General features: G+C 59.1%; 13 protein-coding genes and 2 pseudogenes. 9 read left to right on the top strand and 6 right to left on the bottom strand.

Annotated elements, in window-relative coordinates; all coding sequences use genetic code 11:
* The 3 genes and pseudogenes from ACPYOI_RS14765 to ACPYOI_RS14755 form a co-directional block, all read right to left on the bottom strand.
* A pseudogene (locus ACPYOI_RS14765) lies at nt 1-219 on the bottom strand (hypothetical protein); the annotation flags it as partial.
* Nucleotides 220-311: 92 nt separating this feature from the next.
* Entirely contained in the window at nt 312-1,265 is a 954-nt protein-coding gene (locus ACPYOI_RS14760; RefSeq protein WP_481422990.1) for an MvdC/MvdD family ATP grasp protein, read from the bottom strand.
* Nucleotides 1,262-1,453 carry a hypothetical protein gene (locus ACPYOI_RS14755; protein WP_246719460.1) on the bottom strand — a complete coding sequence of 64 codons (192 nt, stop codon included), beginning with the start codon at nt 1,451-1,453 and terminating at the stop codon, nt 1,262-1,264. The genes ACPYOI_RS14760 and ACPYOI_RS14755 overlap by 4 nt, the downstream gene beginning before the upstream one ends.
* A gap of 272 nt (nt 1,454-1,725) precedes the next feature.
* On the opposite strand from ACPYOI_RS14755, the gene ACPYOI_RS14750 reads away from it, so the two are divergent.
* Entirely contained in the window at nt 1,726-2,652 is a 927-nt protein-coding gene (locus ACPYOI_RS14750) for a hypothetical protein (RefSeq protein ID WP_481422989.1), read from the top strand.
* A gap of 57 nt (nt 2,653-2,709) precedes the next feature.
* Here ACPYOI_RS14750 and ACPYOI_RS14745 read toward each other — a convergent pair whose 3' ends face one another.
* Nucleotides 2,710-3,849, bottom strand: a complete 1,140-nt coding sequence (locus ACPYOI_RS14745) for an RHE_PE00001 family protein (RefSeq protein WP_481422988.1) — start codon at nt 3,847-3,849, stop codon at nt 2,710-2,712.
* A gap of 191 nt (nt 3,850-4,040) precedes the next feature.
* Between ACPYOI_RS14745 and ACPYOI_RS14740 the strand changes: the two genes are divergently transcribed.
* From ACPYOI_RS14740 to malQ, 4 genes are all read left to right on the top strand, one after another.
* The gene (locus tag ACPYOI_RS14740) at nt 4,041-4,298 is read left to right on the top strand and encodes a type II toxin-antitoxin system VapB family antitoxin (protein WP_481419947.1); all 258 of its coding nucleotides are present in this window, start codon (nt 4,041-4,043) and stop codon (nt 4,296-4,298) included.
* Nucleotides 4,295-4,699 carry a type II toxin-antitoxin system VapC family toxin gene (locus tag ACPYOI_RS14735; RefSeq protein WP_481422987.1) on the top strand — a complete coding sequence of 135 codons (405 nt, stop codon included), beginning with the start codon at nt 4,295-4,297 and terminating at the stop codon, nt 4,697-4,699. The genes ACPYOI_RS14740 and ACPYOI_RS14735 overlap by 4 nt, the downstream gene beginning before the upstream one ends.
* Complete coding sequence (locus tag ACPYOI_RS14730; protein WP_481419945.1) at nt 4,696-5,838, top strand: site-specific integrase; 1,143 nt, start codon at nt 4,696-4,698, stop codon at nt 5,836-5,838. Before ACPYOI_RS14735 ends, ACPYOI_RS14730 begins: the two co-directional genes overlap by 4 nt.
* 381 nt (nt 5,839-6,219) lie before the next feature.
* Nucleotides 6,220-8,121: a 4-alpha-glucanotransferase gene (gene malQ, locus ACPYOI_RS14725; RefSeq protein ID WP_481422986.1), complete on the top strand. Its 1,902-nt coding sequence runs from the start codon at nt 6,220-6,222 to the stop codon at nt 8,119-8,121.
* Between the two features lie 246 nt (nt 8,122-8,367).
* On the opposite strand, the gene ACPYOI_RS14720 is transcribed toward malQ, so the two are convergent.
* Nucleotides 8,368-9,270, bottom strand: coding sequence for a nucleotidyltransferase and HEPN domain-containing protein (locus ACPYOI_RS14720; protein WP_481419943.1), 903 nt, complete (start codon nt 9,268-9,270; stop codon nt 8,368-8,370).
* 164 nt (nt 9,271-9,434) lie between these two features.
* Here ACPYOI_RS14720 and ACPYOI_RS14715 point away from each other — a divergent pair, with 164 nt between their 5' ends.
* The 4 genes from ACPYOI_RS14715 to repC all read left to right on the top strand — a co-directional run bounded on the left by ACPYOI_RS14715 (nt 9,435) and on the right by repC (nt 13,690).
* Entirely contained in the window at nt 9,435-9,773 is a 339-nt protein-coding gene (locus ACPYOI_RS14715; protein ID WP_481419942.1) for a MarR family transcriptional regulator, read from the top strand.
* A gap of 311 nt (nt 9,774-10,084) precedes the next feature.
* A complete protein-coding gene (gene repA / locus ACPYOI_RS14710) occupies nt 10,085-11,272 on the top strand; it encodes a plasmid partitioning protein RepA (protein ID WP_481419941.1) in 1,188 nt (395 codons plus the stop codon).
* Between the two features lie 74 nt (nt 11,273-11,346).
* Nucleotides 11,347-12,315, top strand: coding sequence for a plasmid partitioning protein RepB (gene repB, locus ACPYOI_RS14705; RefSeq protein ID WP_481419940.1), 969 nt, complete (start codon nt 11,347-11,349; stop codon nt 12,313-12,315).
* A gap of 163 nt (nt 12,316-12,478) precedes the next feature.
* The gene (gene repC, locus ACPYOI_RS14700; RefSeq protein ID WP_481419939.1) at nt 12,479-13,690 is read left to right on the top strand and encodes a plasmid replication protein RepC; all 1,212 of its coding nucleotides are present in this window, start codon (nt 12,479-12,481) and stop codon (nt 13,688-13,690) included.
* 215 nt (nt 13,691-13,905) lie between these two features.
* Here the strand turns inward: repC and ACPYOI_RS14695 are convergent.
* A pseudogene (locus tag ACPYOI_RS14695) lies at nt 13,906-15,575 on the bottom strand (IS66 family transposase).
* Nucleotides 15,576-15,613 lie beyond the last annotated feature (38 nt).

Raw genomic sequence — 15,613 nt, 5'->3', positions numbered from 1 at the left:
GAGCAGGACCACGGTGACGCTGACCTTGAGCGGACCAGCCGGCATTGCGTCCAGTACAGCCTTGGAAGCGACGCCAACAGCAGCGACAGCAAGCGAGAGGGCGGCGGTGAGCTTGAACAGCTTTTCGTCAATAAATTTGGCCCGCTCCCATTCCTCGGCAAGGATCGGAAGCAGAGCCTGACGTCCGAGAGCAACCCACGCAAGTTGTCTCTCGTCCACCTTATTCCTGTTGCCGCGCACTGTTAGATTAACGGCAATCAAACGAGGAAACGGAAAAACCTGAAACCAGGCATCAGCTAGACAAGAGCCAATCATTTTTGCAAGGCGGCGGCAATAGCCTTCGCGAGAGGACGCTCCGGGTTGTCTAGCCATCCCCATTCTCCGGTTGGGTTGATTTCAATGAAGACGAAGCGATCCCCACTAACAGCCAGATCGATCGCCCCGTAGACGAGCCCCATGCTGCGAACCAGTTCAATACAGCGTTGCTCTACGTCCAGAGGGAGGTCGAAAGTTGGATAGGCAAGCTCGCCCTTTTTTTTCAGCCGCCAGTCACCATCAATGGCTCCGCCGTCAGCGGTCACAGCCACAGCCCAAGCTTGTTCGCCTAAAACCGTAACGCGCAGGTCGAGCTTCGGTGAAATGGCTTCTTGGATCACAACGGGTGCGGCGCTAAGATCGCTTGTGGCGATGTCAGACCAGTCAAGCAATTGGGTGTAGGCAAAGTATTGCTGATTGCCTTCGCGCAGTAGGACCGTATCAATTGATTTGACGGCGACACAATTTCCGATTGTCTCCACAATCGGAGCAACAGGGTCGTTCGTCATAATCGTCTTAGGGATGTCGAACCCCAGCTTCGCCGCGATATGAAGCTGCCAGGGTTTGGACTCTGCGCGATACGTCATCGCAGGATGGTTGATCCACTCTGCGTCGTCGAACACCATCAATCCGCGCAAGAAAGCGGGCCACTGCGATCGGGAAAGCTGCTCATCGAGAGTCAAGGCCTCGTGAGGGACATTACGAAGGAACGTAGGTTGCCGCCACCATACTGACTTGAGACCACCATCGACCACCCACGTATGATCACCAAGACCAATTTCCAGCCTTGGTTCTTGAGGATCTAGCCGTACTTTTGCCGTGCTAAGACTCTCGGAATTCAGACGCAAGTACGATGCGCCGGCCTTCTCGAGTGCTACGCAGACTCGATCGGTAGGAAAGTCGTGAATACTGGCGAGGATGAGAACGTCTACCAATGCGGCGGAGCTCATTGCCCTTTTTGGTCTTCGCCAGTTTCGACATCCTGCTTCTTGCTCACCCGATCCGTGTCGGGATCATAGGCCAAAAGCCCGCTCTCTCCAAGCCAGGCGCCCAAAGCGACATCGTACTTTGCGCCTTCGGGCAACGGGATTTCGTCACGAACAGTAGAAGCCAACGCTCTCGAAAGCAGAACATGCATGCTGGAAATCCTCTTTAAGTACTCAGTACGCGCAGCGGACAGGTTCATAAACTTGATGCAACCGAGGCGACATCGGGCAGTTTTCGAACCTTCCATCCGAGGCGTTTCGCGTCAAACATCAAGCCACTCGTATTTCAGAATGATCAATCATCTTTCGCCACCTCGGTCAACGACCTCAGACCCAAGTTACAATTCTGTTTGCTTGATTAAATCCCGGCTAAACGGCTATATCGCAAGCATCGACCGTCTGCGCTGACTTCGGAGGTCCCACTATGCCGGATATCACCCAGGCCTTCGCGGTACCCGCTTACTGGCAACAGTTTGAAGACCTCACCGTGGGCGTTGCGCGGGTCGTTTTTGGCGATCCAGTGCCTCAAAAGGTGGGCCGCCATGGCCAATCTCAGGGTGGCTTGGATGTCCTACTCACCGCAGAGGATGGTCGAACGATCGGAATACAGTGCAAGCGCCGCGACGACCTCGACCACGAGAATCGGCCCAAGGTCGGTGGTGTAATCACCCGCGAAATACTTGCTCAAGCTATTAAGGACGTCGAAACCCATCCTGCAAAGCTCGACCTTTTTATTCTTGCCACGACAGCGAAGCCAGACACGATTATCCAAAATGAGGCGGCGGAGATTTCGAAAGATCGTAGGAAGGCCGGAAAGTTCGCAGTCATGACATGGTCATGGGGCGACTACGATGCTGCGCTCAATCGCGATGATCGCCTGCAGAACGACTACTACCGCACCGTAGCGCAAGGTCTGACAGCTGCAGAGCGTGACACTTTGATGCTCGGCCTGTTCGCCGAGGCATTTCTACGCCCCGCTTTCCGAGATCGCTTGAGTTGCGAGCATCCGGACAATTTCAAGAGGGCAGTCGCGGACACTCAAAGAGTGCTCGCCACTGGCGAACTCGTAGATCGAGAAGGTCGCAGGGTTCGCCGCTTGGCTGGGGGGGTGCGCACCCTCAGCGACGCTGGCCTTCGAAGCGGCATGGAGACCGTCTCCGCCCGCCTTGATGATTTCCGTGCCACGTTGGTGAACGCCGAGCGCGTCGGCAAGGTGAGCCAACAGTCAGACTGGTTCATGTTCCACGACTGCGACATCCAAGATGAGTTGGAGGCCGCCAGACGCGAGGTGGTCACGTCCCTTAACTTGGTCCTGAGCCAAGGGGGCCTCGCCCTCCTGCCTGAGCGCTGACTCCGTCGACCGCCGCGATGCACAGGGGCGGATGGTCAATTCACCTTTGTCCTAAACTTAAAGAACACCCCACGCCCGAAACCTCCCCCTCCCGGTCATCTCGCGCAGGCCGAGCTCCAAAACAATCCGCCGCGCCGCCTGCGGCGTGACGTCCAGCGTTTTCGCCACCATCCCGGCCGACACGAGCGGCTTTGCCATCACCAGCTCGACCAGCTCCGGCAGTTTCGACGATGTCCGCCGCCCTTCCAGCTTTCGCTCAAACAGCGTGCGCGCCAGCGCCAGCCGGTCATGCTCCTTCATGCCGATCTCGGCGGCCGCAATCAGCCCGCCGGCGATCGCGAGCAACCGGACATCTCGGCTACGATGCCGGCGCCGATCGACGGGAATGGTTTTTAGGCCGAGATTGATGGGGGCCAGATGGGCGCCGCTGGTGATGCCAGCCTGCCGCAGGATGGAGGCGGCAAATAGCCGGCCGAGCCACGGCGCATGCTGCAGGACGGCCAGCTCGTTCCAGGCATCGAGGGCGATGATCGCCTGCAGCACCGCCGGCAGGTGTTCGGCCTGGCGCAGCACCCCGCGCCATTCCTCCAGCCGCTCGTCCTCGTCCCAGTCGAGATCATAGACCAGCGGATCCTTTTCCGCAGCACCGCTCCGGCCGACGTGGCCAGGACGCTTGGCCTCTTCGATCGCCGCTTCTGATCGGGCGAGCACCGCGTCGATGGCGGCATAGTCCATGCCGGGAAGCCCTTCGGCTTCGTCGATTTCCTTCCCCTCACCTTCTGCATTGGCCCTGACAGCGGGCCGAATGACGCCGGCCGGCTCCGCCGCCTCAGCACGGACCAGGGTGACGTCCGCCGTCTGTCGCAACGTTCGGATACCGTCCGGAGACAACGCCCAGTCCGGCGACTGCGCAGCGATACGTCGGCGGGTGCGCAGGACGTCACGGGCGATGGTCAGCTCATGGGTGGGTGTGCGAATATCCCGCGTGGCGTCGTGCAGAACCAAGTCTTCGAGGTGGACGAGTTCGCCGTCGATCCACAGCGAGGCGCAGGCATCGGCGAAGTTTTGGCGTTCGATCCAGCCCGCACCGACCGGTGAGCGGGCGATGCGCTCGTCGAGACGCGTGAGAGCGACACCGGCGTCGAACGCCGGTCGCATCAGGGCTGCCATGCTGATTTTCGCAAGATCGTAAGCCATTGATATTATGGTAAACGAATTGCTAAACGAACTCTATATCTAAATTACTATTCCTCAGATGGTATGATTGCCGGTTGGGCGTCATAACCATCGATAAGTAGCGCTTATCGGAAGTAAGATGGCAGGAAGCAAAACCTTGCCATCTGGCGCCGCAATCGCTATTTTACACATTCAATTCGACGAGGAACACGATGTCCGAACCGCAACTCTCCGTGCGCAGCGCCAAGGCCCGGGATCTGGCGCACGCGCTTGCCAAACGCACCGGCCAGCCGATCAACAAGCTGGTCGAGCAGGCGTTGGAGCATTTTGACCTGGAATTGCGGCAGTCGACGGCGCGCAGGCCGGAGGAGGTGCTTTGGGACCTCATGGCCGAAGGTCGCCGCGCGGTTCCGGCCGGCGCGACATCGGCGCACGACGATTTTTATGACGAGAACGGCCTGCCGATATGATCGCGCTCGATACCTCGGTCATTCTGGCAATGTCTCTGGCAGAGCCGGAGGCTGAAACATTCAAGGCGATCGTCGTTCGCGAATCGGTCGCCATCGGCTGGCCGACGCTCCTCGAGGCCCGGATGGTGCTGACCGGCAGGGGATTTCCGAATGCCGCTGCCATCATTGCGCAGCTCGTCGCGCTGTCGAATGTCAGCGCAGTGACCTTCGGCGAACGGCACTATCACGCCGCCGAGCAGGCGTTTGAGCGGTTCGGCAAGGGGCGCCATCCGGCGGCATTGAACATGGGCGACTGCCTGTCCTATGCCGTCGCTGCGATTGCTAAGGCGCCGCTGCTGTTCAAGGGGCGTGATTTCGGGCAGACGGACCTGAAACGTCATCCGGCATCGTCGACGGCATGACCAGAGCCAAGGACATCGGCGCTGATCGTCGCGCCCAGGACCTCGACACGATCGCCGCGGTGCTGCCGATCGAGCGCCGCGATGAGCTTGCCGAACTGCTGACCGACGAGGATGTCGAGACCCTCCGCCATCTGGTCAATGCGGGGATGGGTGCAAACACGCTGAGGGCTCTGACCTCCGATCTTGCCTATCTGCAGGCCTGGTCGCTGGCCGCCACCGGCAGCCCCCTGCCCTGGCCGGCGCCGGAAGCGCTGCTGTTGAAGTTCGTCGCCCAGCATTTGTGGGATCCGGAAAAGCGTAGCACCGATCCCGACCATGGGATGCCGGCCAGCATCGAGCACAGCCTTCGCGCCCAAGGGTTCCTGCGATCGGCGGGACCGCATGCCCCCGACACGGTGCGCCGACGGCTGGCCAGCTGGTCGACGCTCACCAAATGGCGCGGCCTGACAGGGTTCTCCGCTTCCCCTGCCCTGAAATCGGCGATCCGCCTGGCGGTGCGCGCCACGTCGCGGCCGCGTCGCCGCAAAAGCGCGAAAGCGGTGACATCGGATGTGCTGGCTAGACTGCTGGCGACCTGCAGCACGGGAAGCCTGCGCGATATCCGCGACCGGGCGATCCTGATGGTCGCCTTCGCGTCCGGCGGTCGCCGCCGCAGCGAGATCGCCGGAATGCGCAAGGAGCAGCTCGTGGTCGAGCCCGCGATAGGGGTCAAGGACGGCCCTCCCCTGCCCTCGCTCGCCATTCATCTCGGCCGCACGAAAACCTCCGGTGCCGATCAGGACGAGGTCGTCTATCTCACCGGCCGGCCAGTCGAGGCGCTGAATGCCTGGCTCGAGGTCGCCAGGATCGAGAGGGGACCCATGTTCCGAGCGATCGACCGCTGGGGCAATGTTGCCCACCGCCCGCTGGATCCGAAGGCGGTCAACGACATCGTCAAGCAACGGGCCAAGCTCGCAGGCCTGGAGCCGAGAGAGTTTTCAGCGCACGGGCTGCGGTCGGGCTATCTTACGGAGGCGGCGAACCGCGGCATTCCCCTGCCCGAGGCCATGGAGCAGTCGCGCCATAGGTCGGTTCAACAGGCGTCGAGCTACTACAGCAACGCCATGCGGCGGAGCGGACGAGCAGCTCGATTGCTCTAATAATCCCTCGGCGTTCATGTTTCTCCTCCATGTCGTGTCTGACACCCTTTCTGCTTCTTTCTTTCCGGCTGCCACGTCCTTTTTCCTGTCGATCGACATTTCCTGTCGACATGGTGCTTGTTGCCTCCGACCATCGCAACCCGACCTCGCGCGACGCACGAGCCGGTCCAATCAATCTGCTTGGCCGGGAACTTTCGTTTTTAACCAAGGTTCGACAGTCGCTCATTCGAGAGAGTGGGAGAAGGTGAATTCGGGAACAAGGCGTCGATTGCTTTCCATGCCCGGAGACCGGGCGAGCCTGGATAGTTGACGCCCACTACCTTTGCATCAGGTACATCGCGCTGGCCGGGCGTCTGACGTGGTGGGAGGCTAGACACGGTAATGAGTGCATCATACGAAATCGGCCAGCTTTTACTATCGCAGCTGGCGGAGAAGTCGATCATCCCGGAAACCTATGAGGATCTGCAAGGGATCGTTCAAGAGGTTCCAGAAGGTACCAGATCTCTCATCGTGCGAGAGCTTAGTGCGCTCAATCCGCTCGACCAGAAGGCAGTAGAAGATTGGCCTCGGCCGCAACTGCTCGTACCTGACGGCACACATTGCCACATTCCGCCATCCCCGCCACCACGGGGAATGTGGGGCATATCTTGCCAGATCTACGAACTGCGCTCGTTGCGCAACTGGGGAATTGGCGACTTCGAGGATGTCAAAGCTCTTTGCGCGATCGCTGCTGAGGCCGGAGCCGACTTCGTTGGGCTTAGCCCTGTCCATGCGCTCTTCCTCGCCGCACCCGAACGCAGCAGCCCTTATTCCCCCTCCAATCGGCGCTTTCTAAATCCATTGTTTCTCGCCGTCGACACGATACCAATCGATCGAGGCTCTCTGGTCGACGATGCGAGGCTCGCGGCCCTGCGATCTTGCGATTTCATTGATTACTCCGGAGTGGCTGAAATCAAGATCGCCGCTCTGAAAGAGCTTTGGCATCTATGGCAAAATGATGAGGCGCAACGTGGTGATCTGCCCGCGGAGGCCTTCGAGAAATTCAAATCCGAGGGTGGCGATGCGCTTTACGGGCATTGCCTTTTCGAGACCCTCTCTTTGGAAATGACCCGATCGGGACATGGAAGCGGCTGGACCGACTGGCCCCAGGAGCTTCAAGACTACCAAGGCGTCCAAGTTCGGCAATTTGCTGTCAATCACAGCGATGGCGTCGAGTTTCAGATGTGGCTCCAATGGCTGACGACTATACAGCTAAAGGAGGTTGCAGCCCAAGCCAAGACGATCGGAATGCGCGTCGGATTGTATCTCGATTTCGCGGTTGGCGAAGTTCCCGACGGCTCTTCAACGTGGTCGTTACCCCGGATGGTCTTGCCGGGATTGCACATAGGCGCTCCTCCGGATGCATTTAGTGTTAGAGGACAGGATTGGGGTCTTGTTCCATTATCTCCCCAACCGTTGCTTGATCGCAGCGCGTTGCACTACGAAGCTCTCCTTGGTCAGACGGCGCGCTTCGCCGGAGCGCTTAGGTTGGACCATGCAATGAGCCTCTGGCAACTGTTCTTGATCCCGCAGGGCGATCCGCCGTCGGCTGGTGGATACCTTCGGTACCCGTTTATGGAGTTGATGTCGGATCTGGCAAAAGTCTCTCGTTCTTACGAGATGTTGGTGATCGGCGAAGATCTCGGCAACGTGCCCGTTGGCTTCAGGCCGGCAATGCGGTCCGCGGGAGTGTTCGGCTATCGAGTCCTATACTTCGAAGATGTCGCGCCTGAGGACGTCGACCGGTCAGGGACACAAGAGCTTTCCCTTGCCTGCCTATCCACGCATGATCTTCCACCCCTGATCGGATGGTGGAGTGCCGACGACATTGCGTTCGCGGAAACTTTCGGCTGGTGTGCTCCGGTTGAGGCGCAGGCCCTAAGGGCAGAAAGACTTGCCCGAAAGACATCTCTCATTCGGGCGGCAGTAGATGCGGGAGTGCTTGACGCCCGATCGATACTCTCTGGGGTCGAGGACATGGTAAGCGCTCAAATCATAGTGGCGATCCATCGCCTTCTGGCCCGGACGAACAGTATGCTGGTAACTGTACGGCTTGCAGATATGGTGGGCGAGCGACGTGCGACGAACATTCCCGGAACACAGGATGAGCACCAGAACTGGCGCCTGAAGTCGGATGTCGTGCTGGAGGATCTGGGCGGCACAACCCTCTTCAACGATGTTGCCGAAGCGCAGCGGCGTGAACGCCCGAAGCTCGATGCATTCGTGATCCGCGGGTCGACCTAGTTCATAGGCATCGTAGAGGAAAAAGTGGTTCCAGCGGTGCTGGAACAAACCTCAAGGCTGCCGCGATGGCCGCAGACGCGGGCGGTAAATGGCGGCAGCTCACAACGAAGGGATGACCGCTTGGGATTTGCTGAAGGATGAGCACTGATCTTCGACCAGAGAGAAAAACCACCGATACGGTTCTCACCAGTTTTTAGCGCTAGTCGCAAGTAGACATATCAGGCGCTCCTTGTGAGTTAAGCTCTATCAAAGCTGTGATTTTAGGTGCGCCAAGTGCTCTCTGCATACCATTGCCACAAGCTGATGAAGTTCCTCGGTGCGCTCTCCAAGCCATATCAAGGCTTCTTTGCTAATTTTATAGTGCCGGGAATAACGCGCCTTCACGTAGGCTTCGTTGATCAGATTGAACCAGGCTGTAAAGCGCTGCCTCTCACGCGGCCAGGCGAGCGCTATACGAAGGTCTCTGTCTTCGGAAAGTGCACGAAGGAAACTGATATTGTGAGACGCTGGCGCATAGTTCGTCAAAGTGAGAAGCAATGTTGAGTAAGTTTGCTCGATCGCTTGGTGAAGTTCGAACGCAGCGTGGCTAAGCTGGGCCTTCTGTAAAAGGAACCGGTAGGTGTCGATGAACGATTGCGCTGACGGAAAGCGCTCCTCAAATTGTTCCTTTGCGATTAGATACTCTTCTTCCGGCGACATCGGTTTGGGCATTGGCAAAGGATCATCGTTTAGCTCGTAAAGAACGATCCCGTCGCGACGTATGTCGGAGAAGAAGTGTTGGCCTTTGTGAAGGTGGTCGCCAACGTCCCGGCGAGTGTGAACGATGACACCAACCGGGGTTTTGATGCCGCGATCGCGCATCAGGCGATCCTTGGCGCCATACCAGTATTCGGGTTCGGTGAGCTTCTTCGTGCTGACGATGATCAGGATGTCGTAGTCGGATCGGTAGCCCTTCGTCGTGTGCGGTTCGTCGACCCAGGTGCCGCGCGCATAGGAGCCGAAGAGAATGATTTTCCAGATGCGGCCCTTCTTCTTGAACTCCGCCTCCCCTCCCCTCAAGGCATCCTCGAACTCCTCGTGAATGATTTCGACGACGCGCGCGAGTTCGCGCTGCTTCTTTTCCGGCAGATGTTCGAGGCTCGATTTCATCAAGGGCAAAACTCCCGCTGAATCATCTATCTAGCGATGCTCTCGCCATGGCGCCACCGTAATTTCTAAGGGTGTTGGCGCTGTGTTTGTAGGGACGCCGGTTTGCAGTTGGATGGACCGGCGCTATGCTTTCCGCGTCTAAACTCTTTTATCGAAAGTCACTCATGGCGCCTCGCGGTTCGATCACTCTCGACAGCCTTGCCTTTTCCGCCCTCGCCTCGCGGATGATCCTTGACGACAGGTTGCCCGATGAGACGGCGCAGGCGCGCCTGAAGCAGATCGGCATGATGAATGTCCTCCAATACATGCTTGAACTGGGCCGCGAGCTCACAGTCTCCGCGATCGTGACAGAAACCGGATTGACGCGGACTGGCGTCAACGAAGTGCTCGACCCGCTCGTGCGCAAAGGGCTGCTCGTCGAGCGCGTCGGGACAAATGCGATGGGCCGCGGCAAGGCCAGGGTCTTCGAGATTTCTCCGGTGCTGCTCCCCTCCCCTTCTTGAGCGGTGTCGCTCTTTTTCGACATTGGTGCTTGAAAACGATCTTTAACTGCCTTATTCAAGTCAGTCAAACCTTGGAGGGATGACGCGGCGTTAAACCGATTCGCCAGCATCGAAGCTTTTCGCGCTGACTTCGCTCTCCGGTAAGACGCTTCCGAAGCACCAAATCCAGCGGCAATATTGCCGAAACGTGTAGATAAGCGGCCCTCGCCGGGCCGTTAACTGTAAATTCCTTGTTCAAATTCGAGAATCGGCCGATAGTGCCGATAATTCGATGATTTTCGATAAAAATCGACACCAAGGTATTTTATTGGATGAACGCGACACCAAAAGCCATCGCGCCGGCGCCCCGCTTCTCTGACACGATCCTCGATCAGGGCAACGAGATCTCCACGAAGCTCGACATGCTGCGCATGGAGAAGTTTCCGCCCAATGCGATGAAGACCCTGCGTGTCTTCTCGCTTGCAGAGGTTGCCGAATTCCTCAATGTCTCGCCGAGCTACCTGAAGAAGCTGCATCTGCAAGGCAAGGGACCGCAGCCGACAACAACGCCGACCGGACGTCGCTATTACAGTGCTGAGCAGATCGGGGAGCTGCGCGAGGTCATCGACCGCTCGCCACGTCGCCAGCCGGGCGAAAAGCTCCAGGTTATCTCCGTCGTCAATTTCAAGGGCGGCTCCGGCAAGACCACCACCGCAGTCCATCTTGCACAATATCTGTCGCTGCGCGGCTACCGCGTGCTTGCGGTCGACCTCGACCCGCAGGCCTCGATGTCGGCCCTCTTCGGCATCCAGCCGGAACTCGATTCCAATCCCTCTTTCTATGAGGCGCTGCGATACGACGACGAACGCCGGCCGGTCAGCGAGATCATCCAGCGCACGAATTTTCCCAACCTCGACATCGTGCCGGCCAATCTCGAGCTGCAGGAATACGAATACGACACACCGATTGCTATGCAGCGGCGCGACAGCAATGCCGGCAAGCTCTTCTATACCCGCATCGGCCAGGCGCTTACCGAGGTTGACGACCAGTATGACGTCGTCGTGGTCGACTGCCCTCCTCAGCTCGGCTACCTGACGCTAACCGCGCTCACCGCCTCCACTTCCGTGCTCATCACGGTCCACCCGCAGATGCTCGACATCATGTCAATGTCGCAGTTCCTGCTGATGCTGGGGGGGATCCTGAAGAGCGTCGAAGGCGCCGGTGTCAACGTCACGCTCGACTGGTTCCGCTATCTGATCACCCGCTACGAGCCGGGCGACATTCCCCAGCAGTCGATGGTCGGCTTCATGCAGAGCATGTTCGCCGAGCAAATGCTCAAACATCAGATGGTCAAGTCGACGGCGATCTCGGATGCCGGGCTGACCAAGCAGTCGCTCTACGAGGTGGAACGCTCGCAGTTCACCGCCACCACTTACGACCGGGCGCGGGAATCCATGGACAGCGTCAACAGCGAAATCATCGCCTTGTTGCACAGAGCTTGGGGGCGACAGAATGGATAGGTTTTTGTCAGCCGTACAAACGAGGGTTTTTCTGAGAAATTTCATCAGTTTAGGCCGAATCGGGGGGGGCTTCCATGGCGCGCCGTGACGTTTTGCTCGGGATCACACAGGCCGATGTCAAGTCGGGCCGCCCAGTTGCCACAGGTTATGCCAGCCGCGGCGCCTCCCGCTCGATGATCAGTTCGCTGAACGAGCTCGCCGAGAAGGCAGCACTCGCCGATCAGCTGCATGACGAGGCCGTCGTCGAGCTTGATCCTGATATCGTCGACGCCTCTTTCGTTTCCGATCGCATGGAGGCCGACGACCAGGCCTTCGAAGAGCTGCTCGCGGCCATTCGCGAGCGCGGACAGGATACGCCGGTGCTGGTGCGCCCTCATCCCACCGCAGAAGGCCGCTACCAGCTTGTCTTCGGCCATCGCCGTGTGCGTGCTGCAAAGCTTCTCGGCCGTCCCGTCAAGGCCGTCGTCAAGCCCGTTGATGATATTGGTCACGTGATCGCCCAGGGACAGGAGAACTCCGCCCGCGAGAACCTTTCCTTTATAGAGCGCGCCTCCTTTGCCGATCGGCTGACGGGGCTCGGCTACGAGCGCGCTGTCGTGCAGACGGCGCTGTCGATCGACGCACCAATGCTGACGCGCATGCTTTCGGTGACCTCGCGCGTTCCTGCCGAGGTGATTGCAGCGATCGGACCGGCGAAATCGGTCGGACGCGACCGCTGGATCGATTTCGCGCAGCTGATTGAAAAGCCGTCGAATACGGCCAGGGCAGTGGCGCTGATTGGCGAGGCGGCTTTTCAGGCGATAGGATCGGATCTGCGCTTCGATGCGCTGGTCAGGGAACTGAAGGCGGTGCCGAAGCGCGCCAAGGCCGCGGCCTCTTCCTGGGAGGCAAGCGACAAGGCCCTGTCGGCTGAATTCAAGCCGTCGGGCAAGACGTTTACAGTGGCGCTGAAGGCGAAGAATGCCGGGAAATTCGGCCGCTACCTGTCGGATAATATCGATCGTCTCTACGAAGAGTTCAGACGGCAAGCAGGTGATAAATAGGAGCTAACGCGCAAAAGAAAAAAGCCCCCGCACGAAACCGCAACGGAAGCTTTCCTCGTAGTCTGGACAACTTCGAGAATCGCACTTCCGGGAATCAGTGTCAAGAATATTTGCGCTAGTTTCGGCGAGCGGATTTCTTTTGCCTCTTGAAAGGTGAAGGAACATGCAGAGCGGAAGTGTATCGACGCCCTTTGGGCGGCGGGCGATGACGCTTGCCCTGGTGAAAGGGCAGCTTGAAACCCGAAAGGCAAAGACGGAAGGCGCGGTTGACAAGTGGCGCGTCTACCGCGACGCCTGCGAGGCGCGCGAACGCCTTGGCGTGACCGACAGAGCGCTCGCTATCCTGAGCGCCCTGCTCTCCTTTCATCCCGGCCAGGAGCTCTCTGGCGATGAATCGCTCGTCGTCTTTCCGTCCAATGCTCAACTCTCGCTGAGGGCAAACGGGATTACCGGCACGACGCTCAGGCGGCATCTCGCAAGCCTCGTCGAATCCGGGCTCGTGATCCGCAACGACAGCCCGAACGGCAAGCGTTATGCCCGTCGCAGCGACGCCGGCAAGGTCGAGGAAGCCTTTGGCTTCGACCTGTCGCCTTTACTTGCCCGCCAGGGGGAACTCGCACTGATGGCGCAGCAAGTGATGGCTGAACGAAAGGCTTTCAGGCTGACGCGCGAGAGGCTGTCGATTGCCCGCCGCGACGTCCGCAAGCTGATCGGCGCCGCAATTGAGGAGGGGGTTCCGGGCAATTGGGCTGCGATCGAGGTGCAGTTCCTGGCGCTTATTGCAAGGCTACCGCGTAACCCGGACCGCGCAACGCTGGAAGATGTCGCCGAGGAAATGGCCATGCTTCGCGACGAAGTCCTTATCGTCCTGGAAAATCAACTGAATGTTCAAAAAAAAGTCGGCAATGATGACCAGAACGGCTGCCACCTACAGAATTCACATACCGAATCCATCTATGAACCTGAACCAGCTTCCGAGAAGAAGCAGGAGGCGAAGCCGAGGGTGGAGCCCAAGCCAATGCCGGAGCCGATCAAGGCGTTTCCCTTATCGCTCGTCCTGAACGCCTGCCCGGAGATTGCCGCTTACGGACCAGGCGGCGCGGTGGGCAGTTGGCGCGACCTGATGTCGGCGGCGGTCGTCGTTCGATCGATGCTCGGCGTCAGTCCGTCGGCGTACCAGGATGCTTGCGAAATCCTCGGGCCTGAAAATTCCGCGGCCGTCATGGCTTGCATCCTCGAAAGGGCAGGGCATATCCAGTCGGCCGGCGGCTATCTCAGGGATTTGACACGACGCGCCGAACGTGGTGAATTTTCACTTGGTCCGATGCTGATGGCCCTTGTGCGTGGCCAGCCCTCGACATCCCGGCGAGCCTAGCCATGATTTCATTCGTCCGAAGGGCAATCTGCCTGAGCGAACAAAACCGGATGTTTGGTTCCGTTTGCAAATTTTCGTTAAGGTTGACATGGTGTTAACACCTCGGCGATGCGCGGACCGAAGGGTTCGCTGAGGTACGCGGGGCAGATTTGGTGGCAGTGCCGTTTCAGTGGGCAACGGTGGTGGCGCAGCCAAGCCGACGCGGCCCCGGGTGTTCAAGCCCGAGCGAGAATGATTGCCGACAGGGGCGGGACCGGTTGCCCGACGTTACCGATCCCAAGCCGGTCACCGAGATAGTGGTAAAAGGACAGCCCAAGCTTCTGGCAGGTCTTCATAAGACCAAGCATGACGTCGCGCGCAACACGGCCATCGCGACTCATCGTGCCGCCGGAGATTTTTCGCTTCGTGACAAAACTCCGCAGGTCATTTTCCGATGCGTTGGTGTGCAGCGGAATCTCGGGATGCTCGAGGACCTTCAGCAGCTCGGTCTTCCTTCGAAGCAGACGCTCTAGCAGCTTATCGAGTGCCTGATAACCGGTGCGCAGGCTGAAGATTCGGTCGAACCGTCGTCGGAAGGCCGGAACGGCCCGCGGGGAAGGATTCTGCTTGTAGGCTTTCAGCGCCTTGTAGAAACGCCAGACGAGATCGCGGACCATGGTGAGCGACCGCTCCTCTTTTGCGGTTCCTGGCATCAGCTTTTGCAGAAGACGTTCGGCATGAACCCAGCACAGCGCGTGATTGCCGACGCGGAACTGGCCGGCGTCGTCGGAGACGATCACCGTGTTGCCCATCAGGCCGTGGTGACGGATAGAACCCCACAGGCCGGCCTCGGCATGCGTGCCGACCTCCTGTCGGTCGAGGATGTCGATACCCTTTTCGGCCAGATGCGCCATGAATGGCACCTGATTGCAGAGCGCTGCGGTTCAAGAGCGCGAAGTCCGGCAGTAATGGCCGCATCCGCACGGCGTTCTTTCAGGTAATCGAACGCGGCATCATTGAGCACATAATCCTGGTAGCCGCCGCGCAGTAGCGACAGGAAATTCAGGCGCGACTTCGATTTTGCCGTTCGGAAGACGGTAAAATTCGGGCCGCCGATGTGTGTGGCGTAATATGGATTATGGGAATGTCGGGCGCCGGTGTCGTCGACGGTGACATAAGACGACGACACCAGACCGGCATGCAACACCGCCGCGTCCTCGGCAACAAAGCCATCCAGCTGCCGGGTCAAAAGCCGTACGATCTGGCGTTTTGAGATGTCGAGACCAATGCCATTGAGCAATGTCGTCAGACGCGCGGTCGTTACCTGTCCTTGTGCATGCAACATCAGGCACAGCCGCCTGAGGTTGGTGCCACAGCCACCGATGATCCCCGCCGGCAAGGGTGCCAGCACCGTCTTTCCATCCGGCGTCATCCAGCATTCGCGACGGTAATGCACGAGCTCCGCCTTGAGCACCAGGTCGCGAACATAGACGCTTTTGTACCCCTTGAAGCGTGAGCCGGCCGGAGCATTGATGCGCAAGATCTCCTGCCGGCTCACCCGTTTCACATCCAACTTCGCACCGCGCGGCTTCTTCGTTGTCTGGGCTTTGTCATCGGATTTGGCATCCGTCGCCTTGTCCATACCGGAGGAGCGAAACGGCGGGCGCGGCGGCAGGTTCTTCAACCGGGCGATCTCGTCGCGCAGCAGCTGGTTGTCGAGTTTCAGGCGGGTGTTCTCGAGCCGAAGGGCGGCGTTTTCCTCGCGCAGCTGGATGTTGTCGGCCTCAAGCTTCGCGAGCCGGGCTTCCGCCTGCTGCGACCGCTCCAACAGACCGGACACAAGACTGCGCAACGCATTCAGCGACAGTGTGTCGGCATGCTCGGGGGAGGGGAGCCGTTTCGTCATGACAGAATCGAATCATGATTTGCCCCTGCAGGAGAATC

It is taken from the genome of Rhizobium sp. SVR5-2C (assembly GCF_056755115.1).
This window is presented reverse-complemented; position numbering and strand designations above follow the sequence as displayed.

What these genes read in the sequence shown, in the direction of transcription:
- ACPYOI_RS14740 (WP_481419947.1), top strand. Translation starts at nt 4,041, where the DNA reads ATGTCCGAACCGCAACTCTCCGTGCGCAGCGCCAAGGCCCGGGATCTG.
- repB (WP_481419940.1), top strand. Translation starts at nt 11,347, where the DNA reads ATGGCGCGCCGTGACGTTTTGCTCGGGATCACACAGGCCGATGTCAAG.
- ACPYOI_RS14760 (WP_481422990.1), bottom strand. Translation starts at nt 1,265, where the DNA reads ATGAGCTCCGCCGCATTGGTAGACGTTCTCATCCTCGCCAGTATTCAC.
- ACPYOI_RS14750 (WP_481422989.1), top strand. Translation starts at nt 1,726, where the DNA reads ATGCCGGATATCACCCAGGCCTTCGCGGTACCCGCTTACTGGCAACAG.
- ACPYOI_RS14720 (WP_481419943.1), bottom strand. Translation starts at nt 9,270, where the DNA reads ATGAAATCGAGCCTCGAACATCTGCCGGAAAAGAAGCAGCGCGAACTC.
- ACPYOI_RS14755 (WP_246719460.1), bottom strand. Translation starts at nt 1,453, where the DNA reads ATGCATGTTCTGCTTTCGAGAGCGTTGGCTTCTACTGTTCGTGACGAA.
- ACPYOI_RS14745 (WP_481422988.1), bottom strand. Translation starts at nt 3,849, where the DNA reads ATGGCTTACGATCTTGCGAAAATCAGCATGGCAGCCCTGATGCGACCG.
- malQ (WP_481422986.1), top strand. Translation starts at nt 6,220, where the DNA reads ATGAGTGCATCATACGAAATCGGCCAGCTTTTACTATCGCAGCTGGCG.
- ACPYOI_RS14730 (WP_481419945.1), top strand. Translation starts at nt 4,696, where the DNA reads ATGACCAGAGCCAAGGACATCGGCGCTGATCGTCGCGCCCAGGACCTC.
- repC (WP_481419939.1), top strand. Translation starts at nt 12,479, where the DNA reads ATGCAGAGCGGAAGTGTATCGACGCCCTTTGGGCGGCGGGCGATGACG.
- repA (WP_481419941.1), top strand. Translation starts at nt 10,085, where the DNA reads ATGAACGCGACACCAAAAGCCATCGCGCCGGCGCCCCGCTTCTCTGAC.
- ACPYOI_RS14735 (WP_481422987.1), top strand. Translation starts at nt 4,295, where the DNA reads ATGATCGCGCTCGATACCTCGGTCATTCTGGCAATGTCTCTGGCAGAG.
- ACPYOI_RS14715 (WP_481419942.1), top strand. Translation starts at nt 9,435, where the DNA reads ATGGCGCCTCGCGGTTCGATCACTCTCGACAGCCTTGCCTTTTCCGCC.